This window comes from Mycobacterium sp., assembly GCF_965230835.1.
Taxonomy (GTDB): Bacteria; Actinomycetota; Actinomycetes; order Mycobacteriales; family Mycobacteriaceae; genus Mycobacterium.
In genome coordinates this window covers 4,696,866-4,719,634 of the sequence record NZ_CBDDLW010000002.1, presented here as the reverse complement: position 1 = coordinate 4,719,634, position 22,769 = coordinate 4,696,866, and the positions used below count along the sequence as shown (strand labels likewise).

Genomic DNA, 22,769 nt, shown 5'->3' with positions numbered 1-22,769 from the left:
TTGCTCCCGTCACGTACTGCGTTCGTTCCGCTCGCTCGACTCCCAAGTCCAGCCGGCGATCTGCGGATCGTCTTCGCCATGCTCGCGCGTGTACCGGCGGGCGGCGAGCCGGGCGTCGACCATTCGCTGACGAAGCAGCCCGGCTCTGTCGGAGAGTCCCTCTACCCGGTCTATCACGTCCATCACCAAGTGGAAGCGGTCCAAATCGTTGAGCATCACCATGTCGAATGGTGTAGTGGTGGTGCCGCGCTCCTTGAATCCGCGCACATGCATTTCGGCGTGATTGGTGCGGCGATAGGTAAGCCGGTGGATCAGCCACGGGTAGCCGTGGTAGGCGAAGATGATCGGCTTATCACGAGTGAACAACGCGTCGAACTCGCTGTCTGGCAAGCCGTGCGGGTGCTCCGAGTTCGGTTGCAGGCGCATGAGGTCGACCACATTGATGACCCGCACCTGAAGGTCAGGCAGTTCCCGCCGGAGGATGTCGGCCGCAGCCAGGGTTTCCAGTGTTGGGATGTCGCCGGCGCAGGTGAGCACCACGTCGGGCTCGGATACAGCCGAGCTAGCCCACTGCCAGATCCCAAGACCGCGGGTGCAGTGCGCGATCGCATCAGCCACGCCGAGGTAGGACAGCGCCGGCTGCTTACCGGCAACGATGACATTGACGTAGTCGCGGCTGCGCAGGCAGTGATCCGTCACCGACAACAAAGTATTGCCATCTGGTGGCAGATACACCCGCACAACCTCGGCGCGCTTGTTCGCGACCAAGTCGATAAACCCTGGATCTTGGTGCGAGGCGCCATTGTGGTCCTGCCGCCAAACATGAGAGCTCAGCAAGTAGTTCAGCGACGCAATCGGTTGCCGCCACGGCAGTTCGCGGCTTGTGGATAGCCATTTGGCGTGCTGGTTGAACATCGAGTCGACGATGTGCACGAAGGCTTCGTAGCAGTTGAACAAGCCGTGCCTTCCGGTCAGCAGGTAGCCTTCCAGCCAGCCCTGACACAGATGCTCGGACAACACCTCCATCACCCGGCCGTCTGCGGCGAGGTGCTCATCGTCGGGCACCGTTTCCGAAAGCCAGACCTTGTCGGTCGACTCCAAAACAGCGGACAGGCGGTTGGACGCGGTCTCATCGGGGCCCATGAGGCGGAACCGATCGGGGTTGCGGGCAATCACATCGCGGAGGAAGGTTCCCAACACCCGGGTGGCCTCATGGATTGTCGTGGCCGGTTTTGAGACCGCTATCCCATAGTCACGGAAGTCCGGCAGATCCAAGTCGTGCAGAATCCGCCCGCCGTTCGCGTGTGGATTGGCGCTCATCCGGCGATCGCCGCGTGGTGCAAGAGCACGTAGCTCGGAGCGAAGCCCGCCGCGGTCGTCGAACAATTCGTGCGGGCGGTAGCTGCGCAGCCACTCCTCAAGTTGGGCGCGGTGTGTGGCGTTGTCGCGTGTACCGGCAAGGGGAACCTGGTGAGCCCGCCAGGTGCCTTCCACGTGCTGGCCGTCAACTATCTTGGGTCCAGTCCAGCCCTTGGGGGTGCGCAATACGATCATCGGCCACGCCGGCCGCGCTGTCACGCCACCCCCGCGCGCCGCGTCCTGAATTGCGGCTATGTCCTCGAACGCGTCGTCGAGCGCGGCAGCGAGCTGCTGGTGGACGATGACCGGGTCGTCGCCGGCGACCGTAATAGGTCGGTACCCGTAGCCGCTCAGCAGCGATTCGAGCTCGGCATGTGGGATACGGGCCAGCACCGTCGGATTAGCGATCTTGTACCCGTTGAGGTGCAAAATCGGCAATACCGCGCCGTCGGTGACCGGGTTGAGAAACTTGTTCGAGTGCCAGCTACCGGCGAGCGGCCCAGTCTCGGCTTCGCCGTCGCCGATCACGCAGGCCACTACCAGATCAGGGTTGTCGAACGCGGCGCCGTAAGCGTGTACCAACGCGTAACCGAGTTCGCCGCCTTCGTGAATAGAGCCGGGAGTCTGGGCGGCGACATGGCTGGGGATTCCGCCGGGAAATGAAAACTGCCGGAATAGCTTCCGCAACCCCTCGGCATTCTCTTCGATACCGGTGTACACCTCACTGTAGGTGCCCTCGAGATAGGCGTTGGCAACCAATCCAGGACCGCCGTGGCCGGGGCCGGTGACATAGAGAACGTTGGTGTCGCGGTTGCGGATGATGCGGTTGAGGTGGGCGTAGATGATGTTTAGCCCCGGGGTGGTGCCCCAATGCCCTAACAGTCGGGGTTTGACGTGCTCAGCCTTCAGGGGCTCGGTCAGTAACGGGTTATCCAGCAAGTAGATCTGCCCGGCAGAAAGGTAGTTGGCCGCTCGCCAGTACGCGTCGATGAGGGTGAGTTCGTCGTCGGACAGCGTCGTGGGAAGGATCGAAGTCGCAGCCGTGGGGGAGCTGGGGGATGAACTCATCTGTCTGATTCTCCGCGCTTTCGACCAACACCGCCCAGCGGGGCTAGTACTGTTCACCGCGAGCCCGCGCCTCGTACGCTCTGCGTTTTTCGACGTCGACGCCGTCGGTGAACACATGCTCGGCGCCGAGCATTCGGTTGAGACGTTCAGAAACTTGGCGCGGCATGAACTTCTGCAACACCACCATCGCGCCTGCCGCCTTGGTTACCCGCACCTGCGGCTTCGGGCGGGCGATCAGCTTCACGATCGCACCAGCAATGTCGGCGGGCTCGGCGTTCTTTAAGCCTTTGACCCCGCTGGTCCCCGCGGAGAGTTCGGTGTTCACGAATGTCGGCAACACCATCGAGAACTTCACGCCAGTTCGGCGGTACTCAAGTCTGGCTGAGTCAGTGAACCCGACCACCGCGTGCTTGCTGGCACAGTAGGTCGCCAGACCGGCCGCATAGATCTCCCCGGCAAGTGAGGCGACGTTGATGACATGTCCTTGTCCGCGTGGAACCATTCGCCGCACCGCCAGCTTGCTGCCCAGAATCACGCCATAGACGTTGATGTCCAGAATTCGCCGGGTGACGGCGTCCGGCTCGTCCACAATCCGGCCGACGGGCATGACGCCGGCATTGTTGATCAGCACGTCGATCGCGCCAAGTCGGCGTTCGACGGTGTCGAGGAAGTCCGAAAACGAATCCGGCTCGGTAACGTCGAGTTTGCCGTAGACATCGAGGCCGAGATCGGTACCGGACTCCTTCACCGTCACCTCGTCAACGTCGCCTATGGCGACCTTGGCGCCTAAACTGTGCAGCGCGGTCGCTGTGGCCAAACCTATGCCGCGCGCACCCCCGGTGATGACGATGACCTTGCCCCGAACCTTAACGCCGATTGATGTCGTGTCCGCCATTGTCGTCCCTTCTCCGGTGATGGCAGGGCTGAGTATTTGCGCTTTGCTCAGCTCAGCACTCGAAGTCTTGCGAGGCAATAGGCTCGGCAACTGTTACTTGTCGGCTGGTCCGGAACAACCCATGGCTGTTCAGATGGCAGCTGAAAAAGACGGCACTCCAAGCCTTTTAGCACGGCGTGACGCGCATTTCCAGCCAGTGGTTTAGTACGGTGTATTAATGTCCGACGACGACCGGCTACTTGATGCGGTGCGGGTACTGGACATGTCTGGTGGCGTCACTGGCGGGGACACGGACACGGTGACGCGCCTGCTAGCTGATCTAGGTGCCGACGTTCTCAAGGTGGAACCCCCGGGTGGCAGCCTCGGACGCGAGCAGTTGCCCACGATTTCCGGTACCAGCATCCCGTTTGCCGTGCACAACGCGAACAAACGCAGCGTGGTGCTCAACCCGCGTGACGAGGGCGATCGTCGCCGGCTGATCGATCTCGCAGCCAGCGCAGACATCATTGTCGACAGAGACTGCCCTGGGCAGGCCGCCGCCTACGGGACATCCTGCGCTCAGTTGGCCGATCGCTATCAGCACCTGGTGGCGTTGTCGATCACCGACTTCGGGGCAACAGGACCGCGGTCGTGGTGGCGCGCGACCGATCCTGTGCTGTACGCGATGTCTGGTTCGTTGTCGAGGTCCGGCCCCACCATCGGCACGCCGGTGCTACCTCCCGATGGTATCGCTTCGGCAACTGCTGCGGTGCAGGCGACCTGGGCGGTGCTCGTCGCCTACTACCACCGATTACGCTGTGGCATAGGAGATTACATCGATTTCTCCCGGTTTGACGCCGTTGTCATGGCGTTGGATCCGGCGTTTGGGGCGCACGGGCAGGTCGCTGCCGGTATCCGCAGCAGTGAGCGATGGCGGGGGAGGCCAAAAAACCAGGACGCGTACCCGATCTATCCGTGCAAGGACGGCTACGTACGGCTCTGCGTGATGTCGCCGCGGCAGTGGCGGGGCCTGCGCCGCTGGCTAGGGGAGCCAGAAGCATTTCAGGACCCTAGCTACGACGTCATCGGTGAGCGTTTCGCCGCGTGGCCCGAGATCAGTGTGTTGGTGTCGGCGTTGTTCGCCGACCGGACTATGCAGGAATTGGTGGTCGCAGGGCAAGAGCACGGGGTGCCGATCGCCGCCGTGCTGACACCGCCGCGAATCCTGGCCTCGGAGCATTTTCAGAAGGTCAGTGCGATCAGCGACGCCGAGCTCGCCCCAGGGGTGCGCGCCAGGGTGCCCACCGGATATTTCGTTGTCGACGGCAAGCGCTCTGGCTACCGCACACCGGCGCCCGCTGTCGGGCAGGACGAGCCACGCTGGCTCACCGATCCGGCGCCGGCGCCGGCTCTGGCCAACGGGGTCGGCAGCTGTCTGTGTCAGCCGTTCGAAGGTCTGCGCATCCTCGACCTGGGCATCATCGTTGCTGGCGGCGAGCTGAGCCGGCTGTTCGGCGATATGGGGGCCGAGGTAATCAAGGTCGAAAGTGCCAAATACCCCGACGGGCTGCGGCAGGCCCGTGTCGGCGATGCAATGAGTGAGTCATTTGCGTGGACCCATCGCAATCACCTTGGATTAGGCCTGGATTTACGCAACCCGGAAGGCAAGGAGATCTTCGCTCGCCTGGTCGCCGAAGCGGACGCCGTATTCGCCAACTTTAGGCCAGGAACCCTTGCTGCACTAGGCTTTTCCTACGACACGTTACACGCGCTCAACCCGCGCCTGGTGCTCGCTGGGAGTAGTGCTTTCGGCAACAGCGGGCCGTGGAGCGCCCGCTTGGGCTACGGACCTTTGGTGCGCGCGGCTACCGGCGTCACTCGGGTATGGACGTCCGAGGAACCTCGCTTGAACAACTCGCGCCACGCGTTCTACGACGCGACGACAGTCTTCCCCGATCATGTGGTCGGGCGCATCGGCGCCGTCTTGGCGTTAGCTGCTCTGATCCGTCGGTACCGAACCGGTCGCGGTGCCCACGTTCATATCTCCCAGGCCGAGGTCGTCGTCAACCAGCTGGACACCTTGTTCGTCACCGAGGCTACCGTGGCCAGTGGCGCTGAGGTTTGTGCCGACACCAGCGTGCACGGCGTCTACCCGTGCGCCGGCGACGACGAATGGTGCGTTGTCTCGATTCGTTCGGATGACGACTGGCGTTGTGCGACCGCTGTTTTAGACCAGCCCGATCTTGCCGACGATCCGCGGTTTGCCACCGGCGAGTCGCGTGCGGCCAACCGGGCGGAGCTCGTAGGGCTTCTGTCGAGCTGGACCAGCACTCGTGACCCAGTGCAGGCGGCCGAGACGCTGCAGCTGGCGGGGGTTCCGGCCGGTCCGATGAATCGTCCACCCGACATCCTCGAAGACCCGCAGCTCATTGAGAGAAAGCTGTATCGCGACATGGCGCATCCTCTCATCGACCGCATGCTTCCGGCAGAGACCGGACCCGCGCCATTTCGCCATATTCCACCGGCGCCACAGCGCCCCGCGCCGCAGGCTGGTCAGGACACCCGTGAGATCTGGCGAGAGCTGCTCGGGATGAACACCCAGGAGATCGAGCGGTCCTTCGACGACGGAGTGCTTTTCGGACCCGACCGCAGCGCCTAGCATCGCGGTCAGGGGATAACGGTTGATACGAAAGGCATATCCGTGACATCTTCGCCGTCGTCAACTTTGGCATCTTCGTCCGCACGGTTTTTTGCCGACGGTCGCTTCTTGACCGCGGATAACGCCGAACCAGTGCTGGAGGCAGCCACCGGGGAACCGCTCGGCGCTGGGGCTTGTGTCGCCGAATCAGACATCGACGTGGCGGTAGCTGCGGCGCGTCGCGCTTTGCCAGGGTGGCGGGACAGCTCACCGGGATATCGCTCCGGGATTCTCATCGATATGGCCGAGAAACTGAAATCGCGGGCGCAAACCACCAGCGAACTGGTTACCCGGGAGAACGGTATGCCGATCTCGCTGTCTCGGGGTGCCAACGGCGCGTTTCCGTCAGCTCTGCTGCGGTACTACGCCCAACTGATCACCGACGCGCCCGTCGAAGAGGTTCGGCCCGGTCTGACCGGGCACACGATCGTCCGGAAGGAAGCTGTCGGAGTAGTTGGCGCGGTGATTCCGTGGAATTATCCGCAAGCACTGGCCGCCATGAAAATCGCACCGGCCTTGGCTGCGGGTTGCACCGTGGTGCTCAAGTCGGCGCCCGAAACCGCGCTCGACGCGCTGGTCTTTGCCGAAGCTGCGGTCGACGCTGGTCTACCTTCCGGAGTGTTCAACGTGGTATCCGGCGGCCCGGCAGTCGGAGCCTATCTAGTAGCACACCCCGGCGTCGACAAGGTTGCTTTCACCGGTTCGACGGCGACCGGGCGCGGGGTGGCCGAAGTATGCGGCCGGCTGCTGCGCCCGGTCACCCTGGAACTTGGCGGCAAGTCGGCTGCGATCATCCTCGATGACGCTGACCTCGAAGCGACCATGCGCGGGCTGCGCAGCGCGTCTTTCATCAACAATGGGCAGACCTGCTACTTGAGCTCCCGCATCCTGGCCCCGAGATCCCGTTACCACGAGATCGTCGACGCGGTCGCGGCGCTAGCCGACAGCTTGGCAGTTGGTGATCCGCTGGACCCAGGCACGGAGGTCGGCCCCGTGGTCAGCTCTCGGCAGCGTGACCGGGTGCTGAACTACATCAGTGTGGGGAAGGGGAGCGGTGCGAAGTTGATCGCGGGAGGCTCCGTTCCCGAGGATCAGCCGCGGGGCTGGTTTGTGTCGCCGACGGTGTTCGCCGATGTCGACAACGCAGATCGTTTGGCCCGCGAGGAAATCTTTGGTCCGGTGCTGACGATCAGCGAATACCAGACCGACGCTGAGGCGATCGCCATTGCCAACGACAGCGAGTTCGGTCTCGCCGGTACCGTTTGGTCCGCCGATAGTGACCGGGCCACCAACATTGCGCGGGCGGTACGCACCGGCTCGATTGGGATCAACGACTACCAGCTTGACATGCGTGCGCCGTTCGGTGGCATCAAAGCCAGCGGGATCGGGCGCGAACTGGGGCCCGAAGGGCTCGAGTCCTACCGCACACTGAAATCGATCTTCCGGACTGGTCCAGCCCCGGCAGAGAACGCAGCGAATGAGTCGTCGTAGTAGCTGCCGGCCATAGTTCCTGTGACGTCATTGGACGGGACATGGCCAAACATCGCAGGACAAAGGAGCGCCCTGGCTGTTTGGCGCCGCTCCGCCGATCCTTGCCCGCTTCGCGGCCCAGGACGTCGAATTTTGATGCCACCCCGGCATGGTGGGAACAAGCGCTGTGCGGGTTAAGGTAGACGCGACCGACACCATGTGGGTGACCAAGCGGGCGGCGGTGCAGAGTTCTTCCAATCCCCGCCGGTCTTGACCTAACACGATCAGCACCGGCGCGTCCCACATCTGATCAGGAGTTTCACGATGTCGATGGTGCCGCCGCCACCGGCCGCCCCGACGTGGCCGTCGTATCCTCTGCCGGAGCCGCGGCAGAACCAGCGACGTTGGCCTGCGATCACCGCGTCGCTCGGTGCGAGTGCGGCGGTTGCCGGCATCATTACCACCGCGGTCACGTTGGCCGTCACCCCAGAACCAGCCGTTACCGTCGCGGCGTCGGCAGCGCCGCAAATCGTCACGGTCACCGCCGCACCATCGACGCCGCCGGCGCCACTGTCCACAGTTGAAGCCGACAAACAGACATGCCACGCCTGGGGCACGACCGACACTCTGTATAACGCCGCGGTGGTGGCGCAGAGCGTTATACCCAAGGGGATGACGGTTCTGGATCCCGCTGTGCAAGGCAACCCGGCTTGGAAGGCCGGCGTGATGCGGGCCAGCCAGTTGTACGGCCAGGCCGCCGACAACTTCGCAGCGCAAATTGCACCTGGCACCAGCCTGATGCTGGCTCAGGTCGCCGACACCACGGTCAGCTCGCTGCGCACGCTCAGCGAGGCATACAAGACATTTGACCCGGTCACCGGCAGCGCTGTCGAGGTCTACCAGGCAGAGCGGCGCGCCCTCGACCGGCTGTGCCGATGACCCAAAACCACGTGGATCTCCCGCCGCCGCCTCGACCTCCGGCTGAACGGCGGCGCTGGCCCGTACTGGTCGCAGCTGGCGTCGTCGGTGCGGTAGCGGCAACTATCACCGCCGCAGTGGTCACGGCCAAGGCCCTCGACACAACGAGCGCGTCAGCACCTACGGCTCTCGCACACGTGACGGTGACCGCAGCACCGCGCACGCCTATCTCGCCGGCGCGGCTACCTGTCGAAAAGGCGGACCATCGGACTTGCCAAAAACGGGCAGAGGCTTCGCGGCTTATCTCTTTGGCGTCGACAGTGCAGGGCGTGATTCCGAAGGGGATGACAATAGTCGATCCGGCTGTTCGCTCCAACCCGGAATGGGCAGCCGCCGTCCAAAGGGCGGGAGCCCTTTACAACCAGGCTGGGGATTCTCTCCAGGTAGCACCTGGTACCACGCAAATTCTCACCAACGCTGTCACTGCCGCAGCCAAAGCGCTACATGCGCTGGGCACTTTCTACGCGAGCTTCAACAAGGTTAGTTCCGACGCTCAGGAGATTGCGAAGAATGCGTCCGGCACGATGGACGCGTTATGCGACCGGTTGGCGCCCTAAACAGGATGGATTGCCAGCACTGCCACCATGATCGACGGGTTCTTCGGCTTCGGCGGCGCGCTCCAATTCGGGCGCGAGCAGCCGCCGTACAAACGCGGGCAAAGGCTGCGAATGTGGCGATTTAGCGAGCCGGCCACGTCCACGGCGGTTCATCCAAGAGGCGTTGGCCCGCAATGGCTGTGGCACCCGTTGTTTTCACCAATTCGATCATCTGCAGATTGACCCCGGCCTGTTCTGAGCCGGCTTCCAAAGCAGTCAGGAATGGCCCCGAATGAGTGACTGCGATGACCTGCGTGGTATTCGCCGCTTTGGCGACGAGATGCGCCAGCGCTGGCAGTAAGTCGGGATGCAGACTGGTCTCCGGTTCGTTTAAGACCAACAGTCCAGGTGGCCGAGGCGTCAGCAATGCCGCCACCCAGAACAGATAGCGGAGCGTGCCGTCCGAAAGTTCTGCACCCGTGAGCGGACGGCGCAGCCCATGCTGATGGAACGCAATCTCAAAATGCCCGGCGGTGGTGCGGACGACCTCGACGCGGCTTCCCGGGAAGGCTTGCTCGACAGATTCGTCAAGATCGTCTGCAGAACCGATCTCGCGGATGGTTTGCAGCGCGGCGGCAAGATCCACGCCATCGGAGGCAAGGACCACCGTCCGGGTCCCGATCTGGACGTGACGTGCGGGTGCGTCGACGTCAGTGCGCAGATGGTCATAAAACCGCCACGACCGTACCCGATCCCGGAGCATCAACAGTTCTGGCGCCCGCCGGGGATCGGCGAGCTCGCTGAGCATGCTGTCGAACGGTTGCAGCGTATGACTGTGTATATCCCACTGCCCGTCGACGTTGCGGACCCGCGCGTGAGGGCCGCCGCGCTCGACGAGCAGGGCGGCCGGCCGTAGCTGCGGGCCGGCCCATAGCGCTTCCCGCTTGATCTCGGGGTCCAGCCCAAATGCCGAGGAGGTGGGTTGAGGAATCCCGAAGTCCACCGCATAGCCGAAATCGTCAGCGGCAAATCCCAGTCGCAGCATGACGGTTTTGGTCTTTGTTCTCGCCCCCGCCCACAACGTCGAGGACAACCCGCCCTCGCGGGCCAAAGCAGCCACCGCGCCGTTGCGGGAGGCGTCGCCTAGCAGGCGCAACGCCCGGTACAAGCTGGATTTTCCAGTCCCGTTGGACCCGGTTACCACGTTTAGTTGCGACAGCGGTGTCACCAGCCGTCGAATCGACCGGTAGTTCTCGATGGCCAACTTGGTCAGCACGCAACCCAAGATAGCCACACTGCTCGACGCGGAGATCTTCTGCAGCATGAGCAGTCGGCTCGAAACTGTGCGCCTGTTCTCCGGCGCGCCAGCTGCACGCCGCATAATCCGCACAGACTTCGGGTGGGCGCTAGGTTCGATCTATGCCCGTCGATCCCAGGACGCCGGTACTCGTCGGCTACGGCCAGGTAAACCACCACGACGAGATCAACCCGCAAACACAGCCCGTCGAACCCGTCGACCTTATGGTCGCCGCGGCCCGGCAAGCCGCCGATAGCCACGTGCTTGAGGCGGTGGACTCGATCCGCGTGGTTCACATGTTGTCCGCGCACTATCGTAATCCCGGCCAGTTGCTTGGCGAGCGTCTCAGAGCCCGCCGTTTCGACAGTCATTACAGCGGCGTTGGCGGGAACATGCCGCAGATGCTGGTAAACCAGGCATGTCTGGACATCCAAGAGGGACGCGTCGGCGTGGTGTTGCTTTCCGGTGCCGAAACCTGGCGCACCCGAACGGGGCTGAAGGCTAAGGGCAGCAAACTCAAGTGGACGGTTCAGGACGAGACGGTCCCTATGCCGCGGGTGACCGACGACGACGTGCCGATGGCCGGAGCGACGGAGCTGAAGATCGGCCTGAATCTGCCGGTGCATGTGTACCCGATGTTCGAGCAAGCGTTGAGAATCGCCAACGGTGAATCGATAGCCGACCACTCCAGGCGGGTCGGAGAGCTGTGGGCACGCTTCAACGCCGTGGCCATCGAAAATTCGCACGCCTGGATTCGCAATCCGGTGACCGCAGATGAGATCTGCCGGCCCAGTCCGCAGAACCGCCTGATTAGTTCGCCTTACACCAAGCTGATGAATTCCAACAACATGGTTGACCAAGGCGCCGCTTTGGTATTGACCTCCGTCGCGCGAGCCAAGGATCTCAAGATTCCCGAAGAACGCTGGGTCTACCCGCAGGCAGGTACGTGCGCTCACGACACCTCCGCGGTCGCTGAGCGTGCCGAGCTCTATCAGTCTGCGGCTATTCGGATCGCTGGATTCCGGGTGCTGGAACTGGCCGGCGTAGGAATCGACGAGGTCGATTTCGTGGATTTGTATTCATGCTTTCCGTCTGCTGTTCAGATTGCGGCCGCCGAGCTCGGTCTGGACCTCGACGACCCTCGGCGTCCGCTGACTGTTACGGGCGGACTGACGTTCGCCGGCGGGCCCTGGAACAACTACGTCATGCACTCAATTGCGACGATGGCGGAATTGCTGGTGGCAAACCCTGGCCGGCGCGGCTTGATCACCGCCAACGGCGGCTACCTGACCAAGCACAGCTTCGGTGTCTACGGCACCGAACCGCCGTCGATTTTCCGCTGCGAAGACCTGCAAGCCGTGGTGGATCGAGAGCCGACGCGCGAGGCGTTGCTCGAGTGGCAAGGTACTGGCACCGTCGAGTCCTGGACCACCGCCTTTGACCGGGAAGGACAACCAGAGAAAGCCTTCCTGGCGGTCCGCGCCCCAGGTGGGTCGCGTGCGCTCGCGGTGATCGCCGATCCAGTCGCGGCGCACGTGACAGTGGGGGCTGATATCGCCGGCGAAAAGATAGCCGTCGGCTCCGACGGAACGGCGACGCTGAAGTAACTGGCCGGTCACGCGGGAGTCGCGTTCACGGGTGATTAGTCGCGCAAATCACATCGATGTGCCTATTGTCATGGGTGAATGTTCGTGGAGGTGAGGCCGGGTGCAGGTGCTGGTTACCGATGCTGCCGGGGCGGTCGGCAGGTTGGTTTCGCGTCAATTGATCGCTGCCGGGCACACGGTTAGCGGGATTGCGCGGCACCCGCACGAATGTCTGGATCCCAACGTTGATTTTGTTTGCGCGCCGCTAGGTGGTCGTGTGCTGCAAGACTTGGCCAATGAGGCCGACGTAGTCATCCACCTCGCGCCGGTCGATACCCGGGCGCCAGGGGGCGTCGGTATCAATGGCGTCGCGCGGGTGGCTCATGCGGCCGCTCGTGCCGGTTCGCGGTTGTTGTTTGTCTCGCAGGCCGCCGGGCGACCGGAGCTCTACCAGCAGGCTGAGACGTTGGTATCCACGAGCTGGGCACCGAGTTTGGTCATCCGGATCGCACCCCCGGTCGGCCGCCAGCTCGACTGGATGGTGTGCCGAACCGTGGCCACATTGCTGCGGGCCAAGGTTTCAGCCGAGCCAATGCGTGTCCTGCACCTCGATGACCTGGTCCGTTTCCTTGTTCTTGCGTTGAATACCGATCGCGACGGCGTGGTGGACCTGGCGACCCCGGACACCACCAATGTGGTTACCGCGTGGCGTCTGCTGCGATCCGTTGATCCGCGGCTGCGGGCGCACCGGGTACCCAGCTGGGCGCAGTTGATTCCTGACATGGATATCGCTAGTGCGCAAGAGGATTGGATGTTTGAGTTTGGCTGGCAGGCGACCGAGGCGATCGTCGACACCGGACGTGGGCTCGTGGGGCGGCGCCTCGACGCCGCAGGCGCCGTCAGTGTGCCAAGTCAACTGGCGCTTCCGGTGGAGGCGTTGCCCCGGATCGGGCAAGCCGACGGCGAACCCTTGAGTTGCGCAGCACCGGACGGGCTAGAGGGGGAGTTCGACGACCGGATTGACCCGCGATTCCCGGTATTCAGTGCGTCGGCTCTCGCTGAGGTGTTGCCCGGAACGTTGACCCCGATGACATTGGATGTCCAATTGAGTGGCCTGCGCACAGCGAGCCGGGTGACGGGCCAGGTGCTGGCGCTCGGCGAGGTGGTTGCCGATGAATGGGGAAACAGGGCCATCGCGGTGTTTGGCCATCGCCCCTACGTTGGCGTGTCGGCAAATATCGTCGCTGCTGCCCAGCTGCCCGGCTGGGATGCTCAGGCCATTACGCAGCGCGCACTGGGCGAGCAGTCAAAGGTGCCGGACCTCTTGCCGTTCGGTCGACCGCAGCTGGCAGGCGGCCTGCTCGGGCCGGCTGCCAAAGTCGTCGTCGCGACGCGTTCGCTGGTGTTGCTACGCCACATCAGGAGCGACACTGAGGCCTACCACGCCGCTGTGATCGCTGAGCACCTCGATGCGGGGCAGTTGACCGCGCTGCCCGACGCCAGCCTGGACGTTCGGATCCGGCTATTGCGGGATCGGATCCACCAGGGCTGGATCCTCACAGCCCTCTGGGTGATCGATACCGGTGTTACCGCGGCGGCGCTGGAGCAAACTCGGGCGGGGTCGCGCGTCCCCGGGTTGGGCGCCATCATGGAGAGCAGCCGCATCGAGGATGCGGCCGATTCGCTAGCGGCGGTGCTCAGCGCTGACCCACCCTTGCGTGCCCTCGCCGCCGACGGCAACCTCGCCGGCGTCCGTGCGTCGTCTCCGAAGGCCGCCGCCGCCTTGGACACGGCTGTTGCCCGGATCGGGTACCGCGGGTTAGGGGAGGCGGAACTGGAAAATTCGACGTTCGATGACGATCCTGCGTTGCTGCTGAAGGTGGCTTCAAAATTAGCTGACATCGTGTCCACTGAGCCGGCGCGACGGGTGTCGCTGGCCTGGCGGTTGGCTGCCAGCTCCCGAGAGTCGCGTGAGCTGGCCTACGACACAACCATCCGGTACACGCACGAGCTTCGGATGACGTTGCGCGAAATTGGGTCTCGACGGGTCACCGCCGGTTTGATCGAGACGGTCCCTGACGTGTACTACCTGACGTGCGACGAACTGGCAACCATGCCCGCGGACGCCGGGCTGCGGATCAAACGTCGGCGCGCTGAACGCGAACGTTTGCAGGCCCAGCCCCCGCCCGAGGTAATCAATCGCACGTGGATGCCGGTTAATGAAGCTGCTGACGAACTGGGTGGCGTCTTAGGACTGGTGTAAAAACGCTGGGCGCATGTTCCTGGTGGTCATGTTACGCGGCGGTGGTGTCGGTCGTGGTTGTTGTGGTGGGGGGATGCAGTGGGCGGGGTGGCTCGAGCAGTTGGTGGCGTAGTTCTTGGAGGTGGCGGCTGGTCGCTGATGTTTGGGTGACTCCGCGCCAGCCGCGGCTGGCGCGGTCGAGGACGGCCCATACCAGCGACAGACAGCTGGTTTCGCCGGGTAGGCGGCCGATGACCTTGACCCGGCGACGGGATTCTCCGAAGGTGCGTTCGATGAGGTTGGAATGGCGGATGCGTGTCCAGTGTTGGCGGGGGAAGCGCAAATGCACGCTCAGCGAGGCGAAGTCGTTGGCCAGGCAAGCGACCGCGGCTGGGTAGAGCCCGCGGTATGTGGTGGTGAACTCCTCGGCGCGGCGGGTGGCTTCATCCACGGCCTGCTGGCCGGGTGGCTGGTCAATGTCATCGAAGATCGACCAGAACGCGGCTTTGATCTCGTCCTGGACCGCGACAGGTGTCTTGGCGATGACGTTACGGCAGCGATGGATCAGACACCGCTGACGCAGGCTTGCCGGAAACGTGGTCTCCCATGCGGCGATCAGGCCCGGCGCCCCGTCGGAGATGCCCAGTAGCGGCGGGCGTAGTCCCCGGTTCCTCAGGTCAGCCAAGAAGTCGGCCCACGCATCAGCCGACTCCGCTGCGGCTGGGGCCAGCCCAATAAACAGGGGCTTGCCGTCGGTGCAGATGCCCCAGGCGGCCAGCACCGGCTCGGCCGGGGCGTTGGGATGCATCCGAAAGTTCGAGGCATCCAAGAACAGGTAGTCCAACACCAGCTCATCAAGGCGTCGAGACGACCACGCAGCGAACTCGTCTTTGATGGCCGCACAAATCCGGCTCACCGTCGAGCGCGACAACGCCGCCTGCGAGCCCAGCACCTCGGCCAACGCGGCCTCGATGTCGCGATCCGACAAACCGCGCACCCATCCCGAAATCACCAACGCCTCCAGAGCGTGGGTGCGCGTCACCCCGGCACCGAATAGCCGCGAACAGAACCGCTCGTCGGTGTCGCGTAGTTTCGGGCGGCATAATTCGACCGAGCCCATCGTGGTCTTCACCGTCGCCGGCGGTTGATACCCATTGCGGTACCCGCCCGGGCCGTCCTGAACCCGACGCTGGTGACGGGCTCGGCCCAACACTGCTTCTACCTCGGCCTCCACGGCGACCTGAAACACCAGACGCACCGATAACCGCCCGACCTCCTCCAAAATCTCGGTCAACGGCCGCTCGGTCGCGGCGAACAACTGATCCATCTCAACACGCACACGCTCAATCGGCGATACTCGCTTGGTCACGGGCGTAGCCCCTCCTTCATAGCTTTCGTCGGTTGCGACGGAACCTACGCCCGTGACCATTTACACCAGCGATGAGACGCGACCACGAACTGGGATCACAGCCCGTGGCTGACTAATGGCGCGTGGCCGGTAGGGGTCGCGCAAGGCCATGGGGGTTAGTCGCCGTGTATCTGCGGCGTTACGCGCCAGTATGATGCTACTTTCGCGGCGGCAGACTGCGCGCCGATCGCAGGCCTCGAGTGACCCAACTTTCAAGCTGGCGTTTGGATTTGAATCCATCGGCAGTAATGCGTAACCAACCCCGGGCCTCACGTCCTGCCATGACCATCGGCTCGACGTGGGCACGCCCCAGTAGCTTGTCGGTGTCTTCCGGCGGCACCCGCACCATCAGGTCGCCGTACCCGCTAGCCGCGACGGCCAGACGTCCAGCGATCAGGAACGCAAGTCCGCCGAACATTCGCTTTTCTTCGAGGCCTTGCGCGGGGCCAAGGATTTCTCGGATCCGGTTAGCTAGGTCTTCGTCGTAGGCCACGAGAAGACGATAAACTCGGCTACTCGGGATCTGCGGCGTTTTTAGTCCAGATCTAGTCGAATGGTGAGTAACTCGGTTCCCATCGTCCGCACTCCTGCGCTGTTGAGCCGGGGCAAGCTCCGCAGCCGCAGCCACGGGTCGTCCTCGGTGAGCAGATGCGCGACCCCGGTGCGCCAGCGGCCTCTAATTCGCAGCCGCACAGTCGGATCGGCCTTGATGTTACGTACGTAGTCTGAATGGTCGCCGTGTTCGGAGACCATCCAAAACTGGTTGTTCACCAGTTTCCCGCCCACCGCGGTACGCCGCGGTTGTCCTGTCTTGCGTCCGATAGTTTCAAGCATGGTCACCGGCAATCGCCGGCCGATCGGATTGACTACCAGTCGCTGCATGCGATGGACTAGCCGTCGTTTCAGGTTCACGGCTACATTAAACGCCGAGCAGGATGAACTCTGCGCCCACTTCACGGCGCGGGTCTTCCCAAAGTCCAACTTGTTGCGGTCAACTGCTGGTCAGCGCCGGTTTGTTCTCGACGGTGCGTTCTGCGACCGTAGTGACAGCCGCACCGCGGCGCGTTGATGGCGGTGGCGGAGCTATTCGGGCGGCGCCAGCGGGGCCAGTCGCCGCAGTTGGATGACATGCCGAGGAGAAAGCTCCTCTAGGCAGCTGGCACCCAGTAGCTGCATGGTTCGGGTCACACCGGCCTCAAGGATCTGGATCGCGCGTTGCACGCCCGTTTCACCGCCGGCCATCAGGCCGTAAAGGTAGGCACGTCCAACTAGCGTGCATCGCGCTCCCAGGGCGATGGCCGCAACGATATCGGCACCCGACATGATGCCCGTGTCGACCAGGATCTCGGTGTCTTTGCCGAGCTCGCGTGCAACCGCGGGAAGCAGGTGGAAAGGCACCGGAGCTCGATCGAGTTGGCGGCCACCGTGATTGGACAACACGATGCCGTCAACTCCGCAATCCACAGCGGCACGGGCGTCGTCGAGCGTTTGGATGCCTTTGACGACGAGCTTGCCGGGCCATTGGTCTTTGATCCAGGCCAGATCGTCGAATGTGACGCTAGCATCGAACGCGCTGTTCAAGTACTCGCCGACCGTGCCTGACCATCGACTCAGCGATGCGAAGGAGAGCGGCTCGGTGGTAAAGAGGTCGAACCACCAATGCGGATGCGGTAGTGCGTCGAGCACTGTTCGCATTGTTAGCGCGGGTGGGATAGCCATCCCGTTTCGAGTATCGCGCAACCTCGCGCCGGCCACCGGAACGTCGACGGTGATCAGCATGGTGTCGAATCCCGCGTCGGCCGCGCGCTGCACCAACGCCATCGAAAGATCTCGGTCACGCCACATATACAGCTGGAACCATTTGCGTCCCTCCGGAACAGCGTTGACGACGTCTTCGATGGAACACGTGGCCAGGGTGGATAGCGAGAACGGGATCCGGGCTGCGGCTGCCGCCCGGGCGCCGGCGATCTCGCCTTGGGTGTGCATAAGCCGAGTCAACCCGGTTGGCGCGATCGCGAACGGCATAGCAACCTGCTGGCCCAGAACGTCCCATCCGGTGCGCACATTGGTGACGTCGCGCAGGACGGTCGGGTGAAACTCGATGTCGAGGAAGGCTTGTCGAGCGCGTTGGATGGAAACCTCGTCCTCGGCGGCGCCGTCGGTATAGTCGAATGCGGCCTTGGGGGTGCGTCGTTTGGCGATGCGGCGCAGATCATAGATGGTCAGCGCAGCATCGAGACGCCTTTTGGTGCGGTCGAATTGAGGCTTTCTGAACCTGATCAGAGGCGCTAGTTCGCGTAGTTTGGGCACCTGCCGTTTGACCGCCATTGTGCCATTTAACCAGTGTGCGGCTGCCGTCCAGCGGGAACAGGCATGCGACCGTTGCGCTCGTGCTGACCGAGCCGCGGCCCGTTATCAGAGAGGCTGCAAGATCCGCCAGCCCTGCGCTTCAACGACCACGGTCTCAACGACATCCTGCGGTGGTGCAGTGGATCCGGCGATCACCTTTGCCCGTCGGGTGCCCAGCTCCGGCAGGGTCAGTTGCAGAGGCCGCTCGTCGACGTTGAGTGCCACCAACAGTGCATCCTCGCGGTAGTGCGTGCGGTAGACGTAGTGCCGGTTGTCGAGAAGCAAGGGGTCGGTTGAGGCTGTGTGTAGCCATGGGTGCCGGCGGCGCAACCCGATGAGGTATCGGTGCAACGTGTGGAGCCACGTGTCTGATCCGGCTGAGGACACCGGCGCAGAGCTAAACTCCGGGCGTACCGCGTCGTCGCCGCCGTATCGATCTTCCTTGAAACCGCGGAAGCCGAATTCGTCGCCTGCGTAAACACTCGGAACGCCGCCCACGGTCAGCAGGATCACGACGGCGTGCGCCAGGTGATCGGGGTTGTCGAGGCGGCTGGCTATGCGGGTGACATCGTGGTTGCCCACGAAGGTCAGTGGCGCGAAGCTCGTCAGAAACCGGTTGTGTCGCTGCAGCGCCCAGTCCAGTTCGTAGAAGTTGGCGTCGTTGAGGCTGCTCCAGATGGCCTTCCACAGTTCGTACTGCGTGGCCGAGTCGAACCCGGCGGCACCGACGTGAGCCGGATAATCGCCGTGAATGAATTCGCCGACGAACCAAGCATCGGTATGCAACTCGCGTACCTGCGACAACGTGGTCGACCAAAATCTTTGTGGAACAGCGTAAGCCGCGTCCAATCGCCAGCCATCCGCACCGCGTTGCAGCCAATACGACATGACTTCGACGGTGTAGTCGATAACCTCCTGGTTGTCGTGATTGAGGGCAATGAGCTCGGAGTGGCCTTCGAACGTAGCGAAACAACCCGGCTGCCCGCGGAACCACTCTGCCGACGCGCCATCGTGCTGCGCGTCGCGGTAGCGCGGGAAGTCCAGGCCGACGTGGTTGAACACACCGTCGAGTAGGACGCGCATGCCGCGGCGATGCGCCTCGGTGATCAAGTCGTCGAAGTCGGAATCGTCGCCAAGCCGGGGATCAATGCGGTAGTGGTCGGTGGTGTCGTAACCGTGGGTGCGCGAGGCGAAGATCGGTCCCAGCGCTATCCCGGATGCGCCCAGTTCGATGGCGTGATCGAGCCAGCCGACAAGTCGACGCAGCCGATGTTCACCAGGATCCGGTGCCGATACTGTCGGAAAAGCGCCGACGAAGCCCAGCGGATAAACCTGCCACCAAATCGTGTGGCTCACCCAGGATGCGCTCAAACCAAGCTTCCTCCTCTAGCGAATGTAAGTTCGGGCCTATGGAGAAGGTAATAGCCGTGCTGATGCGTGCCGACCCAACCGACGAGTGGTGCGATCGCCAACGGGGGCCGGTCGCTGACGCTCTGCTGGGGCTAGGCGTTCTTGGGTTATCGGTCAATGTTCGCGACAGCGCCGTGCGTGCGTCACTGATGACATTAACGACGTTGGATCCGCCGGTTGCTGCGGTGGTGAGCATGTGGACCCAGCAATGTTATGGCGACCAGATGGAGGCAGCGCTGGGCCTGCTCGCCCAGGAATCCGAACAGTTGGCTGCCTACCTGGTCACCGAGTCTGTCCCACTGACCACGCCCAATCATGAAGTCGGTATTCGAACACCAGGTTTGGCCAACATTGCGCTGCTACGCCGGCCGGCCGGGCTGGACCAGGCGACTTGGCTGAACCGTTGGCAGCACGATCACACACCGGTTGCCATCGAAACCCAGGCAACTTTCGGCTATACCCAAAACTGGGTGGTAAGAGCCCTCACCGCGGATGCACCCCGAATTGCGGGAATCGTCGAAGAGCTGTTCCCGTTAGCGGCGACTAGCGATCTGAAGGCATTCTTCGGGGCGGCCGACGACAACGACCTGCAAAATCGGCTAAACCGAATGGTAGCCAGCACAACGGCATTCGGCGCCAGCGAGAACATCGATACCGTGCCGACCAGCCGCTACGTCTTGACGACACCGTTCACAGAGTGAGGACTCGGGATGACAAATCTCCACGACGCCGTGGCCTTGGCCGCGGCAGAATCCGGTCTAGCGGTTATCTCTACCGTGCGTGCCGACGGGACCGTTCAGGCTTCGCTAGTGAATGTTGGTTTGTTGCCGCACCCTGCGGGGGGACAAGAGGTTCTGGGTTTCACCACCTATGGCAAGGTCAAACTCGCCAATCTGCGAGCAAGGCCGCAACTTGCCGTCACCTTCCGCAACGGATGGCAGTGGGCGACCGTTGAAGGTCGCGCGGAGCTGGCCGGCCCAGACGACTCGCCAGCCTGGCTCGTCGATTCCGGCCAGCTGAGTCTGCTGCTGCGCACGGTTTTCACAGCGGCCGGTGGTACCCACGACAATTGGTCGGAGTACGACCGGGTGATGACTGGGGAGCGGCGTGCTGTGGTGCTTATTGCACCGACTCGCGTCTATAGCAACCGCTGAGTCTCGACCCGTTCCGTTTGCGGGTTAGGCTTCAGCCGTGACGCTGCAGATCGATGACGAGAACCGGGTGCGCACCCTCACGCTGAACCGGCCCGAAGCACTCAATGCCTTTAACGAAGAGCTCTATGATGCGACCGCGGAAGCGCTGTTTGCTGCCGCCGAAGATCCGCGCGTGTCGGTTGCCTTGTTGACCGGTGCCGGACGAGGTTTCAGTGCGGGTACCGATCTCGCTGAAATGCAGGCACGCATCACCGACCCGGATTTCACGCCGGGGAAGTACAGTTTCACCGGACTCATCGACGCGCTCAGCAGCTTTCCTAAACCGCTGATCTGCGCGGTAAATGGCCTTGGGCTCGGAATTGGCACGACGATCCTGGGTTATGCAGATCTGGCATTCATGTCGTCGACGGCTCGCCTGAAGTGCCCGTTCACCAGTTTGGGTGTTGCGCCCGAGGCGGCGTCGTCGTATCTGCTGCCGCAGCTGGTGGGGCGACAGAACGCTGCATGGTTGTTGATGTCCTCTGAATGGATCGACGCAGATGAGGCACTGCGGATGGGGTTGGTCTGGCGAGTTTGCGAACCGGATGAGTTACTGTCTGAAGCCCGTCGTCACGCCGAAGTCCTGGCCTCCCGGCCGCTTTCTAGTCTGATGGCGGTCAAGCACACGCTCGTCGAACCTATCCGTGCCGAGACTAGGGCGGCAATCGAGCGGGAAAACGCCCACTTCGCCGAGTTGATGGGCGCCCAGGCCAACGCGGCCGCGCTGGCCGACTTCAACCAGGGAAAACCCGATTCAAAAAAGCGGCCCGATTGAATGGGGTGCGATCTAGCCCGGCAGGGCCGAACTAGACGCAGCAATGATCGCCCGCAGCGTGTGTCGGCAACGCCCGCAGTCGCCGCCGGCGCCGCACGCGGCTGCAACTTCTCGAGGCGTCGAAGCACCGCGCGCGACAGCTTCGCACACCGTTTGATTGGTGGTTCCGGCGCACAGGCACACGTACATCAGCAGGCTCCAGGAAGGTGCTCACGAACGGCATACGGCGGTGTCTGGATCACTGGCCATACCGGCAAATGAACAGGCCGCATATTAGAGGAGTCTAACCTAACTTGATTAGTGAAGTCTAACCTAACTGGGCGACACGCGGTCCGACCAGCCCGTCCGCATGCCTCGGCGAGGTGCACTAGCGTGCACTAGGTTGAAACGCGGCACGACAAAGTGCCGCTACAGCCCCAGGTGGTGCTCCAGCCCAGCCCGCCTAACGCACATTTGACAGCCTTCGCACAGTAGGAGTGTTCATGCACGGTGATCCAGATGTCTTGCGCCTGCTCAACGAGCAGTTGACCAGCGAACTCACGGCCATCAACCAGTACTTTCTGCACGCAAAAATGCAGGAGAACTGGGGTTTTACCGAGCTCGCCGCGCACACTCGCGCCGAGTCTTTTGACGAAATGCGGCACGCCGAGGCGATTACCGACCGAATTTTGTTGCTGAACGGGTTGCCGAACTACCAGCGCATCGGCTCGTTGCGGGTCGGCCAAACGCTGCGGGAGCAGTTTGAGGCCGACCTCGCGATCGAACACGACGTATTGAAGCGTCTCAAGCCCGGAATCGTTATGTGCCGGGAGAAGCAGGACAGCACCAGTGCCATCCTGCTCGAGAAGATCGTGGCTGATGAGGAAAGCCACATCGACTACTTGGAGACCCAGCTGGAGCTGATGGAAAAACTGGGCGAGGAGCTCTACTCGGCACAGTGTGTCTCCCGGCCACCGAGCTGACCACTCGGAGGCAGGCTTCGGGCGTAACATCTCGCCATGAGCCGAATCGGGACATTTGCCGACGACGATGTGGCTGGCTGGGTTGTGAAGTCCCCCGAAATCGGGGGTTCGCTCGCTGCCTTCAGCCAGGCCGTATACACAAGCAACCGGTTGCCAATACGCACCCGTGAACTCGCCAGGGCGGTGATAGCCCACAACAATGAATGCACCGTTTGCGTCAACACTCGTGACGCCGATGGACCCGCAGCCGGAGTTGACGAAGAGCTATACGACCACGCGTTGGAGTGGCGCACCTGGCCAGGGTATAGCGATCAGGAGCGGCTGGCGGCCGAGTTTGCGCATCGGTTCGCAACCGAGCACACCGTGCTGCGCGACGACGAAGACTTCTGGAGCCGGTGCCGCGATCACTTCTCCGAGGAGTTGCTCGCCGACCTAGCATTGTCGTGCGCGTTGTGGGTGGGTATGGGGCGAGTGCTACGCACCCTTGACATTGGCCAGGCTTGCAAGCTGACCCTGCCCAGCCGCAGATAGCCGCGGGGCGGACCCCGACCCGGCCGGCCGGCG

The 22,769-nt window shown here is 63.1% G+C and carries 21 protein-coding genes; 11 read left to right on the top strand and 10 right to left on the bottom strand.

Annotated features, from left to right (window positions below; genetic code table 11):
- Positions 1 to 9: 9 nt before the first annotated feature.
- Positions 10 to 2,427, bottom strand: a complete 2,418-nt coding sequence (locus ACO07W_RS21550; protein ID WP_421845594.1) for a phosphoketolase family protein — start codon at positions 2,425 to 2,427, stop codon at positions 10 to 12.
- A 43-nt stretch (positions 2,428 to 2,470) separates the two neighbouring features.
- The gene (locus tag ACO07W_RS21545) at positions 2,471 to 3,322 is read right to left on the bottom strand and encodes an SDR family oxidoreductase (RefSeq protein ID WP_421845593.1); all 852 of its coding nucleotides are present in this window, start codon (positions 3,320 to 3,322) and stop codon (positions 2,471 to 2,473) included.
- A gap of 217 nt (positions 3,323 to 3,539) precedes the next feature.
- On the opposite strand from ACO07W_RS21545, the gene ACO07W_RS21540 reads away from it, so the two are divergent.
- The gene (locus ACO07W_RS21540; RefSeq protein ID WP_421845592.1) at positions 3,540 to 5,960 is read left to right on the top strand and encodes a CaiB/BaiF CoA transferase family protein; all 2,421 of its coding nucleotides are present in this window, start codon (positions 3,540 to 3,542) and stop codon (positions 5,958 to 5,960) included.
- Between the two features lie 108 nt (positions 5,961 to 6,068).
- Positions 6,069 to 7,490 (top strand): aldehyde dehydrogenase, encoded by a 1,422-nt coding sequence (locus ACO07W_RS21535; protein WP_421845591.1) that lies wholly within the window; start codon positions 6,069 to 6,071, stop codon positions 7,488 to 7,490.
- A 263-nt stretch (positions 7,491 to 7,753) separates the two neighbouring features.
- Here the strand turns inward: ACO07W_RS21535 and ACO07W_RS21530 are convergent, their stop codons facing one another.
- Entirely contained in the window at positions 7,754 to 8,086 is a 333-nt protein-coding gene (locus ACO07W_RS21530; protein ID WP_421845590.1) for a hypothetical protein, read from the bottom strand.
- A gap of 25 nt (positions 8,087 to 8,111) precedes the next feature.
- On the opposite strand from ACO07W_RS21530, the gene ACO07W_RS21525 reads away from it, so the two are divergent.
- Together ACO07W_RS21525 and ACO07W_RS21520 are read left to right on the top strand one after the other, a co-directional pair.
- Complete coding sequence (locus tag ACO07W_RS21525) at positions 8,112 to 8,408, top strand: hypothetical protein (protein WP_421845589.1); 297 nt, start codon at positions 8,112 to 8,114, stop codon at positions 8,406 to 8,408.
- A complete protein-coding gene (locus ACO07W_RS21520) occupies positions 8,405 to 9,004 on the top strand; it encodes a hypothetical protein (RefSeq protein WP_421845588.1) in 600 nt (199 codons plus the stop codon). The genes ACO07W_RS21525 and ACO07W_RS21520 overlap by 4 nt, the downstream gene beginning before the upstream one ends.
- A 121-nt stretch (positions 9,005 to 9,125) precedes the next feature.
- Here the strand turns inward: ACO07W_RS21520 and ACO07W_RS21515 are convergent, their stop codons facing one another.
- Positions 9,126 to 10,259 carry an AAA family ATPase gene (locus tag ACO07W_RS21515; protein ID WP_421845587.1) on the bottom strand — a complete coding sequence of 378 codons (1,134 nt, stop codon included), beginning with the start codon at positions 10,257 to 10,259 and terminating at the stop codon, positions 9,126 to 9,128.
- 143 nt (positions 10,260 to 10,402) lie between these two features.
- Between ACO07W_RS21515 and ACO07W_RS21510 the strand changes: the two genes are divergently transcribed.
- The gene (locus ACO07W_RS21510; RefSeq protein ID WP_421845586.1) at positions 10,403 to 11,887 is read left to right on the top strand and encodes an acetyl-CoA acetyltransferase; all 1,485 of its coding nucleotides are present in this window, start codon (positions 10,403 to 10,405) and stop codon (positions 11,885 to 11,887) included.
- A 100-nt stretch (positions 11,888 to 11,987) separates the two neighbouring features.
- On the top strand, positions 11,988 to 14,129 hold the full coding sequence (locus ACO07W_RS21505; protein WP_421845585.1) for a hypothetical protein: 2,142 nt from the start codon (positions 11,988 to 11,990) through the stop codon (positions 14,127 to 14,129).
- Between the two features lie 31 nt (positions 14,130 to 14,160).
- Here ACO07W_RS21505 and ACO07W_RS21500 read toward each other — a convergent pair whose 3' ends face one another.
- The 5 genes from ACO07W_RS21500 to ACO07W_RS21480 form a co-directional block, all read right to left on the bottom strand.
- On the bottom strand, positions 14,161 to 15,435 hold the full coding sequence (locus ACO07W_RS21500; RefSeq protein ID WP_421840071.1) for an IS256 family transposase: 1,275 nt from the start codon (positions 15,433 to 15,435) through the stop codon (positions 14,161 to 14,163).
- A 238-nt stretch (positions 15,436 to 15,673) separates the two neighbouring features.
- Entirely contained in the window at positions 15,674 to 16,009 is a 336-nt protein-coding gene (locus tag ACO07W_RS21495; protein WP_421845584.1) for a TfoX/Sxy family protein, read from the bottom strand.
- A 41-nt stretch (positions 16,010 to 16,050) separates the two neighbouring features.
- Positions 16,051 to 16,473: a nitroreductase/quinone reductase family protein gene (locus tag ACO07W_RS21490; protein ID WP_421846159.1), complete on the bottom strand. Its 423-nt coding sequence runs from the start codon at positions 16,471 to 16,473 to the stop codon at positions 16,051 to 16,053.
- Positions 16,474 to 16,599: 126 nt separating this feature from the next.
- Positions 16,600 to 17,844: an alpha-hydroxy acid oxidase gene (locus ACO07W_RS21485; protein ID WP_421845583.1), complete on the bottom strand. Its 1,245-nt coding sequence runs from the start codon at positions 17,842 to 17,844 to the stop codon at positions 16,600 to 16,602.
- A gap of 87 nt (positions 17,845 to 17,931) precedes the next feature.
- Complete coding sequence (locus ACO07W_RS21480; RefSeq protein WP_421845581.1) at positions 17,932 to 19,236, bottom strand: alpha-amylase family protein; 1,305 nt, start codon at positions 19,234 to 19,236, stop codon at positions 17,932 to 17,934.
- A 38-nt stretch (positions 19,237 to 19,274) separates the two neighbouring features.
- Here ACO07W_RS21480 and ACO07W_RS21475 point away from each other — a divergent pair, with 38 nt between their 5' ends.
- Genes ACO07W_RS21475 through ACO07W_RS21465 form a run of 3 tightly spaced genes read left to right on the top strand, consistent with a single transcriptional unit; the run spans position 19,275 to position 21,243 of the window.
- Entirely contained in the window at positions 19,275 to 19,976 is a 702-nt protein-coding gene (locus ACO07W_RS21475) for a hypothetical protein (RefSeq protein ID WP_421845580.1), read from the top strand.
- Between the two features lie 9 nt (positions 19,977 to 19,985).
- A complete protein-coding gene (locus ACO07W_RS21470) occupies positions 19,986 to 20,429 on the top strand; it encodes a TIGR03618 family F420-dependent PPOX class oxidoreductase (protein WP_421845579.1) in 444 nt (147 codons plus the stop codon).
- 37 nt (positions 20,430 to 20,466) lie between these two features.
- Positions 20,467 to 21,243, top strand: coding sequence for an enoyl-CoA hydratase/isomerase family protein (locus tag ACO07W_RS21465; RefSeq protein ID WP_421845578.1), 777 nt, complete (start codon positions 20,467 to 20,469; stop codon positions 21,241 to 21,243).
- 12 nt (positions 21,244 to 21,255) lie between these two features.
- On the opposite strand, the gene ACO07W_RS21460 is transcribed toward ACO07W_RS21465, so the two are convergent.
- The gene (locus ACO07W_RS21460; protein ID WP_421845577.1) at positions 21,256 to 21,432 is read right to left on the bottom strand and encodes a (2Fe-2S)-binding protein; all 177 of its coding nucleotides are present in this window, start codon (positions 21,430 to 21,432) and stop codon (positions 21,256 to 21,258) included.
- A gap of 293 nt (positions 21,433 to 21,725) precedes the next feature.
- Between ACO07W_RS21460 and bfr the strand changes: the two genes are divergently transcribed.
- Together bfr and ACO07W_RS21450 are read left to right on the top strand one after the other, a co-directional pair.
- A complete protein-coding gene (gene bfr / locus ACO07W_RS21455; RefSeq protein ID WP_421845576.1) occupies positions 21,726 to 22,205 on the top strand; it encodes a bacterioferritin in 480 nt (159 codons plus the stop codon).
- Positions 22,206 to 22,241: 36 nt separating this feature from the next.
- Entirely contained in the window at positions 22,242 to 22,736 is a 495-nt protein-coding gene (locus ACO07W_RS21450; protein ID WP_421845575.1) for a carboxymuconolactone decarboxylase family protein, read from the top strand.
- The last annotated feature ends 33 nt before the right edge of the window (positions 22,737 to 22,769 follow it).

Bases quoted from the DNA above. Each gene is read 5' to 3' on its own strand.
- ACO07W_RS21550 (WP_421845594.1), bottom strand. From the start codon at position 2,427: ATGAGTTCATCCCCCAGCTCCCCCACGGCTGCGACTTCGATCCTTCCC.
- ACO07W_RS21545 (WP_421845593.1), bottom strand. From the start codon at position 3,322: ATGGCGGACACGACATCAATCGGCGTTAAGGTTCGGGGCAAGGTCATC.
- ACO07W_RS21540 (WP_421845592.1), top strand. From the start codon at position 3,540: ATGTCCGACGACGACCGGCTACTTGATGCGGTGCGGGTACTGGACATG.
- ACO07W_RS21520 (WP_421845588.1), top strand. From the start codon at position 8,405: ATGACCCAAAACCACGTGGATCTCCCGCCGCCGCCTCGACCTCCGGCT.
- ACO07W_RS21510 (WP_421845586.1), top strand. From the start codon at position 10,403: ATGCCCGTCGATCCCAGGACGCCGGTACTCGTCGGCTACGGCCAGGTA.
- ACO07W_RS21500 (WP_421840071.1), bottom strand. From the start codon at position 15,435: ATGGATCAGTTGTTCGCCGCGACCGAGCGGCCGTTGACCGAGATTTTG.
- ACO07W_RS21485 (WP_421845583.1), bottom strand. From the start codon at position 17,844: ATGGCGGTCAAACGGCAGGTGCCCAAACTACGCGAACTAGCGCCTCTG.
- ACO07W_RS21475 (WP_421845580.1), top strand. From the start codon at position 19,275: ATGGAGAAGGTAATAGCCGTGCTGATGCGTGCCGACCCAACCGACGAG.
- ACO07W_RS21470 (WP_421845579.1), top strand. From the start codon at position 19,986: ATGACAAATCTCCACGACGCCGTGGCCTTGGCCGCGGCAGAATCCGGT.
- ACO07W_RS21460 (WP_421845577.1), bottom strand. From the start codon at position 21,432: ATGTACGTGTGCCTGTGCGCCGGAACCACCAATCAAACGGTGTGCGAA.
- bfr (WP_421845576.1), top strand. From the start codon at position 21,726: ATGCACGGTGATCCAGATGTCTTGCGCCTGCTCAACGAGCAGTTGACC.
- ACO07W_RS21450 (WP_421845575.1), top strand. From the start codon at position 22,242: ATGAGCCGAATCGGGACATTTGCCGACGACGATGTGGCTGGCTGGGTT.